Origin of the sequence: Streptomyces sp. NBC_01669 (assembly GCF_026339735.1) — a bacterium.
Classification (GTDB): Bacteria; Actinomycetota; Actinomycetes; order Streptomycetales; family Streptomycetaceae; genus Streptomyces; species Streptomyces yanii.
This window is the reverse complement of record NZ_JAPEQG010000001.1, coordinates 3,245,435-3,263,796: the sequence shown is the minus strand read 5'-3', so window position 1 is coordinate 3,263,796 and position 18,362 is coordinate 3,245,435. Positions and strand designations below refer to the sequence as shown.

At 71.9% G+C, this 18,362-nt stretch carries 11 protein-coding genes; 6 read left to right on the top strand and 5 right to left on the bottom strand.

What is annotated here, in order from left to right:
- Positions 1-5: 5 nt before the first annotated feature.
- The 6 genes from OG972_RS14220 to fxsT all read left to right on the top strand — a co-directional run bounded on the left by OG972_RS14220 (position 6) and on the right by fxsT (position 10,708).
- The gene (locus OG972_RS14220) at positions 6-1,043 is read left to right on the top strand and encodes a MoxR family ATPase (protein WP_266981569.1); all 1,038 of its coding nucleotides are present in this window, start codon (positions 6-8) and stop codon (positions 1,041-1,043) included.
- 7 nt (positions 1,044-1,050) lie between these two features.
- The gene (locus OG972_RS14215) at positions 1,051-4,494 is read left to right on the top strand and encodes an SAV_2336 N-terminal domain-related protein (RefSeq protein ID WP_266981567.1); all 3,444 of its coding nucleotides are present in this window, start codon (positions 1,051-1,053) and stop codon (positions 4,492-4,494) included.
- A gap of 130 nt (positions 4,495-4,624) precedes the next feature.
- On the top strand, positions 4,625-4,849 hold the full coding sequence (gene fxsA, locus OG972_RS14210; RefSeq protein WP_266981565.1) for an FxSxx-COOH cyclophane-containing RiPP peptide: 225 nt from the start codon (positions 4,625-4,627) through the stop codon (positions 4,847-4,849).
- Between the two features lie 169 nt (positions 4,850-5,018).
- Entirely contained in the window at positions 5,019-6,236 is a 1,218-nt protein-coding gene (locus tag OG972_RS14205) for an FxsB family cyclophane-forming radical SAM/SPASM peptide maturase (protein WP_266981563.1), read from the top strand.
- Positions 6,233-7,621 carry an HEXXH motif-containing putative peptide modification protein gene (locus OG972_RS14200; RefSeq protein WP_266981561.1) on the top strand — a complete coding sequence of 463 codons (1,389 nt, stop codon included), beginning with the start codon at positions 6,233-6,235 and terminating at the stop codon, positions 7,619-7,621. Before OG972_RS14205 ends, OG972_RS14200 begins: the two co-directional genes overlap by 4 nt.
- Before the next feature lie 93 nt (positions 7,622-7,714).
- Positions 7,715-10,708 (top strand): FxSxx-COOH system tetratricopeptide repeat protein, encoded by a 2,994-nt coding sequence (fxsT, locus tag OG972_RS14195; protein WP_266981559.1) that lies wholly within the window; start codon positions 7,715-7,717, stop codon positions 10,706-10,708.
- A gap of 89 nt (positions 10,709-10,797) precedes the next feature.
- On the opposite strand, the gene OG972_RS14190 is transcribed toward fxsT, so the two are convergent.
- From OG972_RS14190 to OG972_RS14170, 5 genes are all read right to left on the bottom strand, one after another.
- A complete protein-coding gene (locus OG972_RS14190; RefSeq protein WP_266981557.1) occupies positions 10,798-14,631 on the bottom strand; it encodes a multifunctional oxoglutarate decarboxylase/oxoglutarate dehydrogenase thiamine pyrophosphate-binding subunit/dihydrolipoyllysine-residue succinyltransferase subunit in 3,834 nt (1,277 codons plus the stop codon).
- A 259-nt stretch (positions 14,632-14,890) separates the two neighbouring features.
- Positions 14,891-15,967 (bottom strand): HAMP domain-containing sensor histidine kinase, encoded by a 1,077-nt coding sequence (locus OG972_RS14185; protein ID WP_266981555.1) that lies wholly within the window; start codon positions 15,965-15,967, stop codon positions 14,891-14,893.
- A complete protein-coding gene (locus OG972_RS14180; protein ID WP_266981553.1) occupies positions 15,964-16,701 on the bottom strand; it encodes a response regulator transcription factor in 738 nt (245 codons plus the stop codon). The genes OG972_RS14185 and OG972_RS14180 overlap by 4 nt, the downstream gene beginning before the upstream one ends.
- A gap of 235 nt (positions 16,702-16,936) precedes the next feature.
- On the bottom strand, positions 16,937-17,629 hold the full coding sequence (locus OG972_RS14175) for a spermidine synthase (RefSeq protein WP_266981551.1): 693 nt from the start codon (positions 17,627-17,629) through the stop codon (positions 16,937-16,939).
- Between the two features lie 113 nt (positions 17,630-17,742).
- On the bottom strand, positions 17,743-18,354 hold the full coding sequence (locus OG972_RS14170; RefSeq protein ID WP_266981549.1) for a hypothetical protein: 612 nt from the start codon (positions 18,352-18,354) through the stop codon (positions 17,743-17,745).
- Between the last annotated feature and the right edge of the window lie 8 nt (positions 18,355-18,362).

Here is an 18,362-nt window from a genome sequence, read left to right as displayed (position 1 = left end):
GCGCTATGAGTGAACCCAGCGAGTGGCTCATCTACCGAGGGGCCGGTGAACCGCACGACGGCATCGAGCAGCTGCCGTCCCCGCCGCCCTGGCGGGACTTCGCGGCCCGCGAGGCCCCGGACCCCGGCGACGGCGGTACCGGGGGCGACCGGGCGGACGGGTCCGCCACCCGGCGTCTCGGTGGCCACCGGCACATCGCCGAACTCCACCGGCCCGGCGCCGAAGAACTCGAAATGATCAACGCGGCGCTGTACTTGCGGCGCCCGCTGCTGGTCACCGGCAGCCCCGGCGCCGGAAAGAGCACCCTGGCCCACTCCGTCGCCCATGAACTCAGGCTCGGCCGGGTCCTGCGCTGGCCCATCGTCAGCCGGTCCACGCTCCTCGACGGCCTCTACCACTACGACGCGATCGCCAGGCTGCAGGACGTCCAGATCGCCGCGCACGCCGCAGCGGCCGGCTCCGACGCGGCGGAGAACGTCGGCAGCTACATCCGGCTCGGCCCGCTCGGCACCGCGCTGCTGCCCTCCGACCGGCCCCGCGTGCTGCTCATCGACGAGCTCGACAAGAGCGACATCGACTTGCCGAACGACCTCCTCAACGTGCTGGAGGAGGGCGAGTTCGGCATTCCGGAACTCGAGCGGATCGCCGACCGGCTGCCCGACGGGGAGGCCGAGGTGCTGACCGACGACGGCACCAAGGTGACGGTCAAGGGCGGCCGTGTGCAGTGCGGGGCGTTCCCGTTCGTCGTGCTCACCAGCAACGGCGAGCGCGACTTCCCGGCCCCGCTGATGCGGCGCTGCATCCACCTGGAGCTGGGCCGCCCCGACCACCAGCGGCTCGCCACCTTCGTCCGCGCCCACCTGGGCGACGAGGCGGCGCGCTCCGGAGACGATCTCATCGCCCATTTCCTGGAGCGGTCGCGGAGCGAACTCCTGGCCACCGACCAGCTGTTGAATGCCATCTATCTCACCGACGCGGCCGCCCCCGCCGGCCGGGACCGGCTCGCCGACCTGCTCATCCAGCGACTCGACCGGCCGAGGTGATGAGCTGATGCCCGACGCCACGGCACGCCACGGCCCGGACGGAGCAGGAGGAGGGCGTCCTGCGGAACCCGAGCCGTACGACGGAGGACTGCTGCCCGCACTCGTCGCCCGGCTGCGCGAGGCCGGGCTCGACCCCGACGCGGAACAGCTCTGCGACGCCCTCTGGCTCGCCCAATGGACCCGTCGCGCCGACACGCCGGAAGGGGCTGAGGAACAGGGCGGCCCCGCCGTACCGTTCTCACGCGCCGAGCTGTCCGACGCGGGACCGGCCGCACCGTCCGCCCGCACCACGGCCGGGGGCGCCCGTGGCACGGACGCCGCACCGGACGACGACGAGCCCGCGGAGCAGGGGGATCCCGCGGCCGCCGACCGCCGGATAGCTCTGTATCCGGTACCGCCCGGGGACTTCGCCGCGGACAGCGACGGGCAGCGCGAGGGCGGCGGGCCGTACGGCCATGGGCGCCGCAGCGCCGCCACCCTCACCCTCGGCGTGCCCGCCGCCCCCGCCCTGCCCGCACCTCTTGAAATCCAGCGAGCCTTACGTCCCCTGCAGCGCTACCGCCCCGCCGCGCCACCCCTGCGCCGCACCCTGGACGAGACGGCCACCGCCGAACTGAGCGCCCGCGCAGGTGGGTTGATCATCCCGGTGTTCCGCGGGGTGTCCCGCGCCGACGCGCTGCTGCAGTTCGTCATGGACGCCTCCTCGTCGATGCGTGTCTGGGACCGGATGTTCGGCGAACTCCAGCAGATCTTCGGTCAGTTGGGTGCCTTTCGGGATGTCCAGGTGCGGTATCTGCACCGTGGCCCCGACGGTTCCTGTGCGGTCAGCCGCAGCCCCGATCCGGCCGCCGCCCCGCTGAACTCCGCGGACCGGCTCAGTGATCCGACCGGCCGCCGCGTCACCGTCCTGGTCAGCGACTGCGCCGGACCGCTCTGGCACAGCGGGCGCGCCCACCGGCTGCTCCACCAGCTGGCCCGGCAGGCCCCCACCGCCGTACTGCAGCCGCTGCCGCAGCGGATGTGGAACCGCACCCGGCTGCCGGTGACCTACGGTGAGCTCTCCCGTGGCGAAGGGCTCTCCGGTGCCGCGGTCCTGAAGGTCACCGAGGAGGCGGGCGGGGCACCCACCGCACGTCCCGGCGCCCTCGCCGTCCCCGTACTCCCGCCCGTGGCGGGCGCGCTCGCCGCCTGGGCGCGACTGCTCTCCGGCACCGGCGCCGGCCGGATCTCCGGGGCGGTCGGCTGGGTCAGGGCCGACCAGCCCGCCGCGCCGGCGCCACGCCCCGGCGACCGGCTGTCCTCGCTCCAACTGGTCAGCCGCTTCCGCTCGGCGGCCTCCCCGGTCGCCGGGCAGCTCGCGGTCTATCTCGCCGCGGCGCCGCTCTATCTGCCGGTGATGCAGCTGGTGCAGCGGACGATGCTGCCCGACTCCGGCCCCTCCGAACTCGCCGAGGTGCTGCTCAGCGGACTGATCTCGCGGAGCAAGGGCGACGGAGCGGGCGACGGGCAGTGGTACGAGTTCGCGCCCGGCGTCCAGGAGGCGCTGCTCGGACCGCTCGGACGGGACGAGGCGCTGCTCGTGCTCAAGCACTGCTCGGAGTACATCGAGCAGCGGTTCGGCAAGGGCGGTCCGAACTTCCCGGCGCTGGCGTTCGCCCAGCTCGGGGACGGCCGGCGCGCCTCCTCGTACGCCACCGACCTGGGCCGCCGCACGCAGAGCGGCGGCATCGCGGAGAACGACGAGGGCGACGAGAACGGGGAGAGCGACGGAAGCGGCGGGTCGCGCGTTCCCCATCCCTTCGCCGAGGTCGCGGCGCGCGTACTGGAGCGCTTCATGCCCCTGCCCGAGCAGTTCGCGCTCTACGGCGACCGGGGCGGCCGCGACGCCCCCGGCCGGACGACACACACGGCGGTGGAGAGCGCCCGCGCACTCCTGCGCCAGTTCGACTCGGACAGCATGGTGCAGTACCTGATCGACGCCGTGCAGCTGCTCCGGGGCGCGACCGAGCGCGAGCGGTACCCGGGCGCCGACCCCGAGCTGTGGGCCGAGTACGCCCGCTGCGTGCTGCGGCTGTGGGAGGTCCAGGGCGGCGACGGCCTTCTGCGCGAGGCCGAGAACGCGGCGGAACGGGCCGCCGCGCATCCCGGGGCGGTACGCGAACGGGCGGTGCTGGCCAAGGTGCTGCACGCTGCGGCCGACGACCGGCGCAGGCGCGGCGACCGGCGTGGCGCACTGGCCCTGCTCCGACGCGCCGACCGTGAGTACACGGTCGCCTGCGCGGCCCCCGGCCTCGACCCGGGCGAGGTGCTGCGGCTCACCCTGGAGCGGGTACGCGCCCTGGAGGCGCAGTGGCGCCTCGGCGGCGACAGCGCCCTGCTGCAGGCCGCGGCAGGAATGCTGGAGGCGTTCGCCGACGTCTGGCCCGACCAGGAGAACCGTCCGGCCGCGCTGCCACTGGCGCACGGCCGGGCCCTGCTCAAACTGGCCGGGGCGACCGTCGACCCCGAACAGGCACGGGTGTACGCGGGGCAGGCGGCCCGCTCGCTGCGCACCGCGTTCGGGGCGGGCAGCGGGCGGCACACCCTGGGCACCGAGGTACGGATCCTGCTGGACCTGGTGGATGCCCTGCTGGCCTCCGGCGGCGAACCGGACGAGGCGGCGACCCTGATCGACCAGGCGCTGGTGACCGTGAGGGAACAGCGTCAGCGCGCCGCGCTCCAGACCAGGGCGGGCCGGGTCAGGGTCGCCCGCTACGAGCAGCTGGACGCACCGGACGAACTCGTGGCGGCCGCCGAATGGTTCGCCCGCGCCTCCCGTGGCGTCCCGCGCGACTCCCAGGCCCATGCGGATCTGCTCGCCGAATGGGGCGGGACCCTGTTGCGGCGTGCCGAACTGCCGGACGGGCGCGAGTACATCGGCGCGGCGGTGCGGGTGCTGCGCGACTGCCGTACGGAGACGCCGTCCGGCAGCGCGCGCCAGGCCGAGCGGCTGCTGATGCTCGGCCGGGCCCTGATGCTGCGGCACCGGGCCACCGAGGACCGGGTCGATCTGCGGGAGGCCGAGCACCTCTTCGGTCTCGCCGCGCAGGAGGCCCGCGATCCGCTGACCGCGGCGCGCTGCTGGCTGGCACTGGGCCGGTCCCATCTCGATGCCTCGCGGGTGCTGCAGCGGCCCGCCAGGCTCGACGACGCGGCCGAGGCGTTCCGGGACGCGGCCGAATCCGCCCGCACAGCGGAAGCGGAGCTGGAGAGTCCACAACAGCGGCAAGAGGCAGTGGAGTTGGGTGCTATGGCCAACCACTGGCGGGGTATGACGTATGAGAAGGCGGGGCGTCCCCGGGCCGCGCGCGAGGCGTACCGGGCGGCCGGCCTCGAATGGCGCAAACTGCCGAACGGCGGCGGCGCGGCGGGCGAGTCGACCGCCGAGCGGCTGACCGAGCTGGAGCGCTGAGCGCACGACGGAGTGCGCCGGGGTGCAGTGGTACGAGGGTCAGGGACACGGGCCGGGCGGTGCGCGCTCGACGGCGAGCGCACGACCGCGGGGCCCGCTGCACAGTCAACGGGGAGGCATGATGAGCGAGTTGAGCGAGCCGGGTGAATCGGCACGCAGGGCCGAGGCCGGCACATCTGAGGCACCCGGCGCAGGGTCCGGCCACGAGCCCGGCGCGCTGCCGGACCTGCTCGGGCTCGATCTGGAGGCGCTGCGGACGCTGGACCACCCGGTCCTCTCCGCGGTGGTCGCGGATCTCCGGGACAGGGCCGAGCAGCCGCGGGAGATGCTGTGGGGTTTCACCAACGCCTTCTGAGGCGCGGCGGACCGCATGGACGCGGTCCGCGGTCCGGGTGAACAGGGCGACACGGCCCGGGACAGGTCAGTCCGGGCGGCAGGCCGCACGGACGCGCCCCGGACCGGTGACAGGAGCGTTCCCGACAGCGGGGGACGCCCCGGCGGACGGACAGCACGGGGGTGCCGGAGTGTCCCGACAGACGACGCCAGGCGCGCCCGCGCGCCCGGACACCGTCGCCCGGCCGCCCGTCCCCTTCGCCCAGTTCATCGTCAAGGCCCACGGCCGCTGCAATCTCGCCTGCCGCTACTGCTACCTGTACGAGGGCCCCGACCGGACGTGGCGCGCCCGTCCGGCCGCCGCCGCACCGGCCGTCCTGGACCGTACCGCGGACCGGATCGCCGAACACGCGGCGACGCATGCCCTGCGCAGCGTGGCCCTGGTCCTCCACGGCGGTGAACCCCTGCTCGCGGGCGCAGGGAGGCTGGGGACCTTTGCCGACCGGGTGCGCGAGCGGATACCCGGCGGCTGCACCCTCCACGCCACCGTGCAGACCAACGCCACCCTGCTCACCGACGCCCGCATCGCCACCCTGGCCCGGCACGGCATCCGCATCGGGATCAGCCTCGACGGCGGTCTGGCCCGGCACAACACCCTCCGCACCGACCACGCCGGACGCCCCTCCTGGCCCGCCGCCTCCCGCGGCGCCCGGCTCCTCGCCGACCGGCACCCCGGCGCGTACGCGGGCATCCTCACCGTCGTCGACCCGCGGACCGACCCCGTCGAGATGTACGAGTCGCTGCTCGCCCTGCGCCCACCGGCCCTGGACCTCCTGCTGCCGCACGGCAACTGGACCACCCCGCCGCCGGGCATACCCGACCCCGGAACACCGGGGGCCGGACCGGGACCGGCGCGCCCGACCCCGTACGGCGACTGGCTGTGCACCGTCTTCGACCGCTGGTGGCCGGCCGGCCGGCGGGAGACCCGGGTCCGGCTCTTCGAGGAGTGCCTCGCCCTGCTGCTCGGCCTGCCCGCCGCCACCGAATCGCTCGGCCTCGACCCGGTCAACGCCGTCGTCGTCGAGACCGACGGCGCGATCGAACAGGTCGACTCCCTCAAGTCCGCCTACGACACGGCCGCCGCCACCGGGCTCGACATCTTCCGGCACAGCTTCGACGACGCCCTGCGCCACCCCGGCGTCGCCGCCCGCCAGGCAGGTGCCGGCGCACTCGCCGCCGCCTGCCGGGCCTGCCCGCTGCTGACCGTCTGCGGCGGCGGCCACTACGCCCACCGCTACCGCGCAGAGAACGGTTTCACCAACCCCTCCGTCTACTGCGCCGACCTCGACCGGCTCGTCCGCCATGTGGCGGACCGGCTGGCCGCCGCAACCGCAGGAGACCACCGATGAGCCCCCCACTCCCGGACCGCGCACTCCGCGCCTTCGGCTGTACCGAAGGCGACGCCGACGACCTCGCCCTGCTCGTACGCGATCAGGACACCCGCCGTCTCGTCCTGCTGCGTGCCCTCCTCGACGCCGCAGGGGCAGCCCCCGCGACCGTCTGCCCACCGGACCGGCTCGACCGGCTGCGCCGGGACTGGGCGCTGCTCGAAGCCGCCGACCGCGCCGACCGGACCGCCGCCCGCGCGGTCCTGCTCCACCCCCTGGCGGGCCCATGGGCGCAGAGCTGCCTGCGGGGCCTGACCGCCACTGCCCCCACCCCCCAACTCCAGGCGGACCTGGACCACGCGGGTGCGCTCGCCGCAGCGGCGGCGATCCGCGCACGGCTGGCGTTCACGGCCCGGCTCACCGCGCGCGGCGGACTGCTGTCGCTGCCGACCCTGGGAGCCCTGAGGATGCCCGACGGCCGGCTCGACATCAGGTCCACCGGAAGCGAACTGACGCTCCGCCATCATCAGGAGAGGCCCCTCGTCGTGCACGCGCACGAGGACGGCACCACGAGCTCCCCCGACCCGCGCTGGCTGCCCGCGCTGTCCCTGCCCGCCGTACTGCCCGGCGCCGGTCCCGTCCCGCTGGACGATCTCGACCCGTACCGCACCGCCGGCAGCGGCCTGGAGCGCCACGGACTGAGCGGCGCCGTCAACATCGACGACAGCGAACGCAAGGCGTGGACGGAGTCCTGGTCCGGGGTCGAACCGCTGCTCCGCATCGGTGGCGAACACCGCGTGACCGAGGCGGCCGTGCTGCTGCGCTGCCTGGTACCACTCGGCCCGCCGCCCGGATCGGGCCCCACCGGCCAGGGCGCGGCGCACTGCAGCGGCACCAGGCGCGAGGCGTTCGGCGCGGTCCTCAGCAGCAAACCGGCCACCCCCGCCTACTTCGCCTCGACCCTCGTGCACGAACTCCAGCACACCAAGCTGTCCGCGGTCGCTGCCCTCGTACGGCTGCACCACGAGGACGCCGCCCCCCGGCACTTCGCACCCTGGCGCTCCGACCCCCGGCCGTTCGACGGGCTGCTCCAGGGCGCGTACTCGCACATCGCGCTCGCCGACTACTGGCAGCGGTTCGCACTCGGCGCGGAGCGCGTCACCCACCGCGACCTCGCCTGGGCCGAACACGCCCGCTGCCGCGAACAAGTAGGGGCCGTACTGCCCGTACTGGCCGGTTCGGGCGCGCTGACCGCCGAGGGAAGGGTGCTCGTCAACGAAATGATCACCCTCTACGACCGTCTGGCCGATTGTCCGCCCCCCACGGGTCATCTGGCCCGTGCGCAGGCGTACGTGAGCACCGCGCGCGTGATATGGCAGCAGAGGAACGGCTCGCGACGGGCGTGAGCGCGCCCGTGACCGACGCCGTCGACCACCTGATCGTCAAAGGGTCCCCGGTGTATGTTGATAAGGCTCAAATCGAGGCAGGGAGACGGTTGAATGCCCGGAACGCGTAAGCAAGTTGGAGCAACCGGGGCGCAGACCGTCACCATCAGTTTCGCCGGTTTCAACCGGGCCTGGGCGGCCTGGATCGGGGACCGCCTGGAGCGGCGCGGAGTGACGGTCGTCCAGCAGCGCTGGGACCCACCGGTGGAGGTGCCGCTGGAGGAGAGCCTGCGGGATCTGACTCTGGCCCGCGGCCGCGTCCTGGTGATCCTGAGCGACTGGTACTTCCAGCTCGGCCCGCGCAGCCATGAGGAGTGGAACCGGGCGCTGCGCGAGGTCGTCGCCCCCGAGCCGGACCGCTTCGTCGCCGTCTCCGTCACCACGTCGGCACTGCCCGGCGCCACGTCCGTCTTCGGGGCGGCCGATCTGACCAACGTCGGCGCCGACGAGGCCGAACGGCGGCTGCTGGCCCGCCTCGGTCTCCCCGTCGACTCGCTGCCCGAAACCGCGGCGGCCAGGCCGGGACCGCGGTTCCCGTCCGACACCCCCGAGGTGTGGGGTGGCGTACCGCGCCGCAACACCCGGTTCACCGGCCGCGAGGAGCTGCTCAGCAGCGCCTACCGAGCCCTCCAGGACGCCGGCTCCGGCGCGGGTGTCGTCACCCTGCACGGCATGTCGGGCGTGGGCAAGACGCAGCTGGCCGCGGAGTACGTCTACCGGTTCGGCTCCGAGTACGACGTCGTGTGGTGGGTCCCCGCCGACCGCCGCGCCCTCTACCGTCAGAAACTCGCCGAACTCGCCCCGGAACTGGGCCTGTCCACCGGCGCCGAGTACGGCGAACGGCTCCGCGCGGTCCGTGACTCGCTGCGCCGCGGCGACCCCCACTCCCACTGGCTGCTCGTCCTCGACGGCGCCGACGAACCCGAACAGATCTGGGACCTGGTGCCGACCGGCCCCGGACACGTGCTGATCACGTCCCGCAACCCGGAGTGGGGCGAGCACAACAGCAACCTCGTCGAAGTCCCGGTCTACAGCCGGGAGGAATCGGTCGCCTTCATCCGCCGTCGCGCCCCACGGCTGACCCAGTCCGAGTCCGACCTGCTCGCCGACGCGCTGGAGGACCTGCCGCTGCTCCTCGACCAGACGGCGGGATGGCTCAACGACTCCGACATGTCCGTCGACGAGTACATCGAGCTCCTCGAAGGCGGGATCGACCAGGACGTCGTCAAGATCTCCGCGGACTTCCCGCTCGCCTTCCAGACCGCCTGGTCGATACTGCTGAACAAGCTCAAGGACACCGTCCCCCAGTCCGTCGACCTGCTGCGACTGTGCACCTTCTTCGCACCCGGCTCCATCCCCGTACGGCTCCTGAAGGAGATGCCTTCCGGGGAACTTCCCGAGCAGTTGTCCGGCCTGATGAACGACCCGCTGCTGTGGAACAAGGCGATCGGCCAGCTCCGGCAGTACTCCGTCGTCAGGCTGGAGTCCCACGAGTCCATCATCGACGAACCGTCCTCCGGCGAATCGCTCTACCTGCACCGCATGGTCCACCAGATCGTCAGCAAGGACATGCCGGAGCGGGACCGCCAGGAATTCATCGACGTGGTCCGCAGAGCCCTTGCCGCCGCCGACCCCGGCCGCCCCACGGACACCCGTCTGTGGCCTGCCTACGCCGAGATCACCCCCCACCTGAAGTGGGCCGACGTCCTCCGCAGCACCGACCCGGCGGTCCACACCCTGGTCCTCAACTGCCTGCGCTACATGTACCTGTCGGGCGAGTACCGGGCCGGCATCAAACTCGGCGAACGTGCCATGACGGCCTGGCGCGAACTCCTCGGCGAGAACCACCCCAGGGTCTGGGACCTCAGCTACAACTACGCCAACCTGCTGCGGGCGGTCGGCGACTACGCGGGCACGGAGGCCATCGAACGGGCCGCCGTCAACCACCTGCGCGCCGAACGCGGCGAACACGACCTGGAACACCTGCGCGCCTCCGGCGGCCTCGCCGCCGACCTGCGGGGGCTCGGCCGGTACGACGAGGCACTGGAGATCTCCGGCTGGATCCTGGCCGCCTACCGCGAACTGCTCGGCGAACAGGACTCGCGGACGCTCAACGCGCAGAACAACCTGGCCATTTCGCTCCGGCTGCTCGGCCGGTACGAGGAATCCCTGGAGCTCAACCGGCGCACCCTGGAGTCCCGGCGCCAGCTGCTGCGGCCACGCCACAACTGGACCCTCTACTCCGAGATCAACTACGCCACCGACCTGCGCCTGCTCGGCCGCTACGCCGAGGCCGAGTCGCTCCAGGCACAGAGCGCCCGGGTGCACAGGCTCGTGATGGGCCCGGACAACCCGCAGACCCTGCGCGCCGAACACAACCTCGCGCTGTGCCACTACCGTTCGGGGGACCGGACCAAGGCCCGAGCACTGTTCACCCGCGTGCTGGAGCGCTGCGAGCGTGTGCTCGGCGAGGGCGACCCCCTGACGATGATGTTCGCGGCCAGCCAGAGCTGCTTCGCCCGCGAGCACGCGGACATCGACCAGGCCAGGGACATAAGCGAGAAGGTCGTGAGCGGCTACGTCGACATGCTCGGCGAGGCCCATCCCTATGTGGCGGGCACCCGCGCCAACCACGCGCTCATCCTGCGCAACGTGGGAGAGCGGGAACACGCACACGTCCTCATCGAGGGGGCGCTCGCCGACATGACCCAGGCCGTGGGGGAGAACCACCCCTGGACGCTCGGCTGCGCGATCAACGTCTCGGCTCTGCGCAACCTGGTCGGCGACCCGGAGTCCGCCGCCGCCCTCACGGAGACCACCATCACCCGGGCCACCGAGGTCCTCGGCCGGACCCACCCGCTGACACTCTCGGCCCGGATCGCCCACGCGGCGGACCTGCGCGGGGTCCGGGACCGGCAGCGGGCCGAGAAGATCGAGAGCGAGGCGCTGGGCGACCTCGTGACGACCTTGGGGGCACAGCACGTCCACACGGTCTCGGCACGGTCCCGCAACCGGCCGTACTGGGACTTCGAGCCGCCGATTATCTGATTCGGTCACCGAAGGAACGGCGACACGCCGGAGGGCCCGGCCCCGCGAGTTGATCGCGGGGCCGGGCCCTCCGTACGTACAGCCGCTGATCAGGCCTCGAAGACCTCGGCGACCAGCTGCGCCTGCTCGGCCTGGTGGCGCTTGGCCGAGCCGACCGCCGGGGAGGAGCTGTGCGGCCGCGAGATGCGACGCAGGCGCTCACCGTGCGGGACGTCGGCGCCGACGGCCAGGTCCAGGTGGTCGATCAGGTTCAGGGCGATGAACGGCCAGGCACCCTGGTTGGCCGGCTCCTCCTGGGCCCAGAGGTACTTCTCGGCGTTCGGGTACTTGGCGATCTCGGCCTGCAGCTCGGCACCCGGCAGCGGGTACAGACGCTCCAGCCTGATGATGGCCGTGTCCTTGATGCCGCGCTTCTCGCGCTCGGCATCCAGGTCGTAGTAGACCTTGCCGGCGCAGAAGACGACCTTGCGGACCGCGTTCGGGTCGACCGAGTCGTCGCCGATCACCGGGCGGAAGCCGCCGGTGGTGAACTCCTCCGCCTTGGACGCCGCCGCCTTGAGGCGGAGCATCGACTTCGGGGTGAAGACGACCAGCGGCTTGTGGTGCGGGTTGTGCACCTGCCACCGCAGGAGGTGGAAGTAGTTCGACGGGAGCGTCGGCATGGCGACCGTCATGTTGCTCTGCGCGCACATCTGGAGGAAGCGCTCCGGGCGGGCGGACGAGTGGTCCGGGCCCTGGCCCTCGTAGCCGTGCGGCAGAAGCAGCGTGACGCCCGAGGTCTGGCCCCACTTCTGCTCGGCCGAGGAGATGAACTCGTCGACGACGGTCTGCGCGCCGTTGACGAAGTCACCGAACTGGGCCTCCCAGATGACCAGCGACTCCGGGCGGGCCAGCGAGTAGCCGTACTCGAAGCCCATCGCCGCGTACTCGCTGAGCAGCGAGTCGTAGACGTTGTAGCGCGCCTGGTCGTCGGAGAGGTAGAGCAGCGGGGTGTAGTCCTCGCCGGTCACCTGGTCGACGAGGACCGCGTGGCGCTGGCCGAAGGTGCCGCGGCGGGTGTCCTGGCCGGCGAGCCGGACCGGGGTGCCCTCCATCAGCAGCGAACCGATGGCCAGGGTCTCGCCCATGCCCCAGTCGATCGTGCCGTTCTCCACCGAGGCGGCACGGCGCTGCATCTGCGGCATCAGGCGCGGGTGGACCGTGATCCGCTCCGGGATGTTGACCTGGGACTCGGCGATCCGCTTCACGACCTCCGCGGAGACCGCGGTGGTGACGGCGACCGGGAACTCGGGCTGCGCTTCCGGGACATGGGTCTGGGCCGGAGCCGAGGTGGCTTCGCGAACCTCTGCGAAGACCTTCTCCAGCTGGCCCTGGAAGTCCTGGAGCGCCTGCTCGGCCTCTTCCAGCGTGATGTCGCCGCGACCGATGAGGGACTCGGTGTAGAGCTTGCGCACCGAGCGCTTCTTGTCGATCAGGGTGTACATCTGCGGGTTGGTGAACTCCGGGTTGTCGCCCTCGTTGTGACCGCGGCGGCGGTAGCAGATGAGGTCGATGACGACGTCCTTGTTGAACGCCTGCCGGAACTCGAAGGCCAGCCGGGCCACACGGACGACGGCCTCGGGGTCGTCACCGTTGACGTGGATGATCGGCGCCTCGATCATGCGCGCCACGTCGGTGGCGTACATCGAGGAGCGGGAGGACTCCGGGGCGGCGGTGAAGCCGACCTGGTTGTTGATCACCACGTGCACCGTGCCACCGGTGCGGTAGCCGCGCAGCTGCGACATGTTGAGCGTCTCGGCGACGACGCCCTGGCCCGCGAAGGCCGCGTCGCCGTGGAGCGCGACGGGCAGGACCGTGAAGTCCGTGCCGCCCTTGTTGATGATGTCCTGCTTGGCGCGGGCGATGCCCTCGAGGACCGGGTCGACCGCCTCCAGGTGCGAGGGGTTGGCGGCCAGCGAGACCTTGATCTGCTCGCCGTCCAGACCGGTGAAGGTGCCTTCGGCGCCCAGGTGGTACTTGACGTCGCCGGAGCCGTGCATCGACCGCGGGTCGAGGTTGCCCTCGAACTCCCGGAAGATCTGCGCGTACGACTTGCCGACGATGTTCGCCAGGACGTTCAGGCGGCCGCGGTGGGCCATGCCGATGACGACCTCGTCGAGGCGGGCCTCGGCGGCGGAGTCGATGACCGCGTCGAGCAGCGGGATGACGGACTCGCCGCCCTCCAGCGAGAACCGCTTCTGGCCGACGTACTTGGTCTGCAGGAACGTCTCGAACGCCTCGGCGGCGTTGAGGCGGCGCAGGATCCGCAGCTGCTCCTCGCGCTCCGGCTTGGGGCGCGGACGCTCCACCCGGTCCTGGAGCCACTTGCGCTGCTTCGGGTCCTGGATGTGCATGAACTCGATGCCGGTGGTGCGGCAGTACGACTCACGCAGCACACCGAGGATGTCGCGGAGCTTCATCATCGTCTTGCCGGCGAAACCGCCGACCGCGAAGTCCCGCTCCAGGTCCCACAGGGTGAGGCCGTGCTCGGTGATGTCCAGGTCGGGGTGCTTGCGCTGGCGGTACTCCAGCGGGTCGGTGTCGGCCATGACGTGGCCGCGGACCCGGTAGGAGTGGATCAGCTCGAAGACCCGGGCGGCCTTGGTGACGTCGTCGTCGTGCGAGGCGTCGATGTCCTTGAGCCAGCGGACCGGCTCGTAGGGGATGCGCAGCGCCTTGAAGATCTCGTCGTAGAACTCGTTCTCGCCGAGCAGGAGCTGGGACACGATCCGCAGGAACTCGCCGGAGGCGGCGCCCTGGATGACGCGGTGGTCGTACGTCGAGGTCAGGGTCATGACCTTCGAGATGCCCAGCTTGTTCAGCGTGTCCTGGGAGGTGCCCTGGAACTCCGCCGGGTAGTCCATCGCGCCGACACCCATGATGAGGCCCTGTCCGGGCATCAGGCGGGGCACCGAGTGGACGGTGCCGATGCCGCCGGGGTTGGTCAGCGAGGCGGTGACTCCGGTGAAGTCGTCCATGCCGAGCTTGCCGATGCGGGCGCGGCGGACGATGTCCTCGTACGCCTGCCAGAACTCGAAGAAGTTGAGCGTCTCGGCCTTCTTGATGGCCGCGACGACCAGCTGGCGGTCGCCGCTCGGCTTCACCAGGTCGATGGCCAGACCGAGGTTGACGTGCTCCGGCTTGACCAGGGTCGGCTTGCCGTCCCTCTCCGCGAAGGAGTGGTTCATCGACGGCATGGCCTTGAGGGCCTGCACCATCGCGTACCCGATGAGGTGCGTGAAGGAGATCTTCCCGCCGCGGGCGCGCTTGAGGTGGTTGTTGATGACGATGCGGTTGTCGAAGAGCAGCTTCACCGGAACGGCGCGGACGGACGTGGCCGTCGGCAGTTCCAGGGAGGCGTTCATGTTCTTCGCCACGGCGGCGGACGGGCCGCGCAGCGTCACGTACTCGGGGCCCTCGGCGGCAGTGGCCGGGGCCGCCTTGGCGGGCGCGGCGGCCTTCGCGGCCGGAACGGCGGGCGCAGCCGGAGCGGCGGGCGCGGCCGGAGCGGCCGGAGCGGCGGGCGCGGCCGGGGCCACCGGGGCCACCGGGGCAGCGGCAGCCGCGGGCTTCGCCGGGGCGGCGGCCGGGACCTGCGCCGGAGCGGCAGGCGCGGTCTGGGCCGGTGCGGCGGCGGCCGGGGCCACCGCAGCCCCCGCGGCTGCGGCGCCGGGAACGGGCTTGTCCGCCGTGCCGGACGTACCCGGCTTGTAGTCGGCGAAGAAGTCCCACCAGGCGCGATCGACCGAATTGGGATCCTGGAGGTACTGCTGGTAGATCTCGTCGACGAGCCACTCATTGGGGCCGAAAGCTGCAGCCGGGCTCGTGCCCGGGCTGGCTTGGTCGGTCGAGATGCTTGAGTTACTGGGGGACTGAGACGACACGGCGGCAACCGCCCTCTTCCGCTTCACAAGGTGATGGACAGCGGAAATCAAGGCTACGCCTCCTTGACCGTTCCATGCAGACCGGGCCGGTCTTCGTCGTGCAAGTCACATCAAAGAGCGGGTTTCGGCGCAGGAAATGGCGGGAAACAAGCCTGGTTCCGCTTCAGTCCGGGTACGCGAGGCCGTGGCTACGGCCACGTGGACCGTATCCCCTCGGGGGACGACACGTAGAACGTGCCCTTCCGGTTCGAACCCTATGTCAACTGCGTGGTTGAGGGATCCCGGGAAGAGTGACTTGGATCCGGCAGCCGCGAGCTGATTCAGCCACTCCGATGCGGCCGCCGTGCAGATCCACCGCCCAGCGGGCGATCGCGAGCCCCAGACCCGTACCGCCGTCGCTGCCCGGGCCGTGCGGGGACGGCACCTCGCCACGGTTGAAGCGCTCGAAGACCCGGTGCCGCTCGGACTCGGGGATGCCCGGACCCTCGTCCAGGACCTCCAGTTCCAGCGACTCCGGCTGCGCGCCGCGCCGCGCCCGCACCGTGACCCGGCCGTGCGGCGGGCTGTGCTTGACAGCGTTGTCGATCAGATTGGCCACCACCTGGTGGAGCCGCTCCGCGTCCGCATGCGCGGTCAGCTCGGGCGGCGACACATCCAGATGCAGATGTACGTCCTTGCGGCTGTGGTTCCCGGAGCCGGAGGACAGCCGGCGGTGCGAGGCGGCCAGGTTCGCTTCCTTCAGCACGCCCGAGAGATACGGCCACACCTCGAATCGCCGGGCCTTCAGGGTGACCACCCCGTGGTCCAGCCGGGAGAGGTCCAGCAGCGTCTCCACCAGCCCGCCGAGCCGCTCCGTCTGTTTGAGCGCCGTGCGCATCGTCTCCGGATCGGCCGCGGAGACCCCGTCCACGACGTTCTCCAGCACTGCTCTCAGCGCCGCGATCGGCGTCCGCAGCTCGTGCGAGACATTGGCCACCAGCTCCTTGCGGTGCCGGTCCACGGCCTCCAGATCGTCCGCCATGAGATTGATCGTCTGCGCCAGGTCGCCGAGCTCGTCACGCCGGCCGGCGCCCCTCACCCGTCTGGTGTAGTCGCCGTGCGAGATCGACCGGGCGACCCTCGTCATCTCGTCCAGTGGCGCCGTCAGACCGTGCGCCACGAACTGCGTGATCAGCAGCGTCGCGATCACCGAGAACACGGTGATGAACCGCAGTTCGGTCCTGGTGCGCAGCGCCACCATCAGAAGTCCGGTCGTGATGAACACCGCGACCACGACGAGCGTGCCCAGCTTGGCCTTGACCGAGAAAGGACGCAGTCGGGAGCCGGGCCGGGTCATGGCGCCGGGGTCTCCAGGGCGTAACCGACGCCGTGCACGGTACGGATGCGCTCGGCACCGATCTTCCGGCGCAGCGCCTTGATGTGGCTGTCGACGGTACGGGTGCCGGAGGCGTCCGCCCAGTCCCAGACCTCCGCGAGCAACTGCTCCCGGGAGAGCACCGCACGCGGTGTGCCGGCCAGGCAGACCAGCAGATCGAACTCGGTCGGCGTGAGGTGGACGTCCTCGGCACGCACCCGCACCCGGCGCTGCGCGTGGTCGATCTCCAGCTCGCCGAGGCGCAGGATGCCGCTGCGCGGCGTCACCGCGGCCAGTGCGGCACGCTCCACCCGGCGCAGCAGGACATGCACCCGGGCCGCCAGCTCGCGCATCGAGAACGGCTTGGTCATGTAGTCGTCCGCGCCGACACCGAGGCCGACCAGCATGTCGGTCTCGTCGTCCCGGGCGGTCAGCATCAGCACGGGCACCGGCCGTGTGGCCTGCACCCGGCGGCACACCTCCAGACCGTCGAAGCCCGGCAGCATGATGTCGAGCACCATCAGATCGGGCTGCCATGACTCGGCCGCGTCGACGGCCGCGGGGCCGTCGAGCGCGGTCTGCACCAGGAAGCCCTCGGCCCGCAGGCGGGCGGAGATGGCATCGACGATCGTCGCGTCGTCCTCGACCACCAGAACCCGGCGTTGCGCGCCCGGGGTGGCCGCGACACCGTTGTGGGTGGTGTGTGTCTGTTCCATCGCCCCGCCCCTGCCCGTTCTCGCGGGGGCCATTCCCCCGGACGCACGGTCTTCGCTTGTGAATTTCGTGGGTGATCCCGTTTGCCGCTCAGCAGCGTAAAGCCACCGGACGGCTCCCGGCTACGCAGGGTGCAACGGCACGGGAACGGGTTGGACGCGGGGAGGAGGCGGAGTGTCTGCCTTGTGGCACTTGGCCCCGGGCGTCCGGGGGCCGCGTATACCCGGTGGGGGAACCTCAGGCGCTCCGAAGTGCGAGATGAACCACGTCGGGCACACCTCGGGCAACATGCACCTCTTCCGTCCTTACCCCGCTGAATCCGGCATTCGACAAGGCCTGTTCGAAGTCGGCGGACGGCTGCGCGGACCAGACCGCGAGTACCCCGCCCGGATTCAGCCGCTCCCGGCAGTCGGCGAGACCGGCGGGCGAGTACAGGCTCGTGTTGTCGTCGGTGACGGTCCAGTCCGGTCCGTTGTCGATGTCCAGGCACAGTGCGTCGTAACGGTCCGTAGTCGTGCGGAGGTACGCAACCAGATCCGTCGCCAGGATCTCGGTCCGCGGATCGGCGAGCGCGGCACCGGTGATCCGGGCCAGCGGGCCACCCCGGTGCCAGTCGATGATCGCCTGCTCCCGCTCGACGACCGCGATCCGCCCCCAGCGAGGTTCGGCTGCGGCGTGGGAGAGGGAGAAGCCGACCCCGAGGCCGCCGATCAGCACCGCCGGGTCCGGCCGCCCGGCGGGCAGCGCGGCAAGCGCCGCGTCGATCAGCAGCCGCTCGGAGCGACCGTCCGCGGTGTCCATCAGGAAGCAGCCGTTGGCGATGATCTCGAAGTCGTCACCCCGCTCCCGCAGGACGACCTCCCCGTACGGTCCTTCGCGGCGGTCGAGCGTGACGGGGCTGTGGGCGGTGCGGCGGTCGGCGGTGGGCATGTCCTCGGTCTCCGGTAGAGGGCGGGTGAGTCCCTGTCATCCTCGCCCGGCCGCGCGGCCGGGACCAGCGAATTGCCGGATCGGTACGGGGCGCGGAGAGGCGAAAGGCGTGGTCACACGGGCTCCGGCCGTGCGCCGCGCACGACGAGGAGCGCCCCGCCTGCCACGTACGCCGCCACTGCCACCGCCCACGCCGCCCCCTGCGGCCCCGGCTGCATCGGCCAGGCCCAGACGGCGGCCGCGCCACCCGGGGTGCGGGGCGCCGCCAGGTAGACCGCGCCGCTGTAGACCGTCATCGGCAGCCAGCTCAGCCGAGCACCGATCAGTGCCACGGACGCCGCGGTCACGCCGGTCGCGCCCAGCACATTGCGCACCATGCCCGGTGCGCCGAACTCCTCCGGGTGCCCCGGGACCGACAGCGCGAGTGCCCCGGTCGCGAGCACGGTCAGTGCGAGCAGATGCAGCAGCCGGCGCGGCCACCAGGGGCGTACGGCGGTCCGGTCCAGCTCGTCGCTGTGCGAGTGCAGGCTTGCGCCGATGGCGGCGGAGGCGAGCAGCGGGGCGAGCACGAGAACGGGGACGCGCGCGGTGTGGTCGAAATGCGGCTGGTCCTGCAGCCAGTCCGCCGCCCAGGCGGCAACCAGGACGATGCCGGTCAGGGCGGCGGCGGTGAGCGGGAGGGCCCGGGAACGGACATACAGCGCGGGGAGGTCCGGGAGGTTCATGGTGCGCC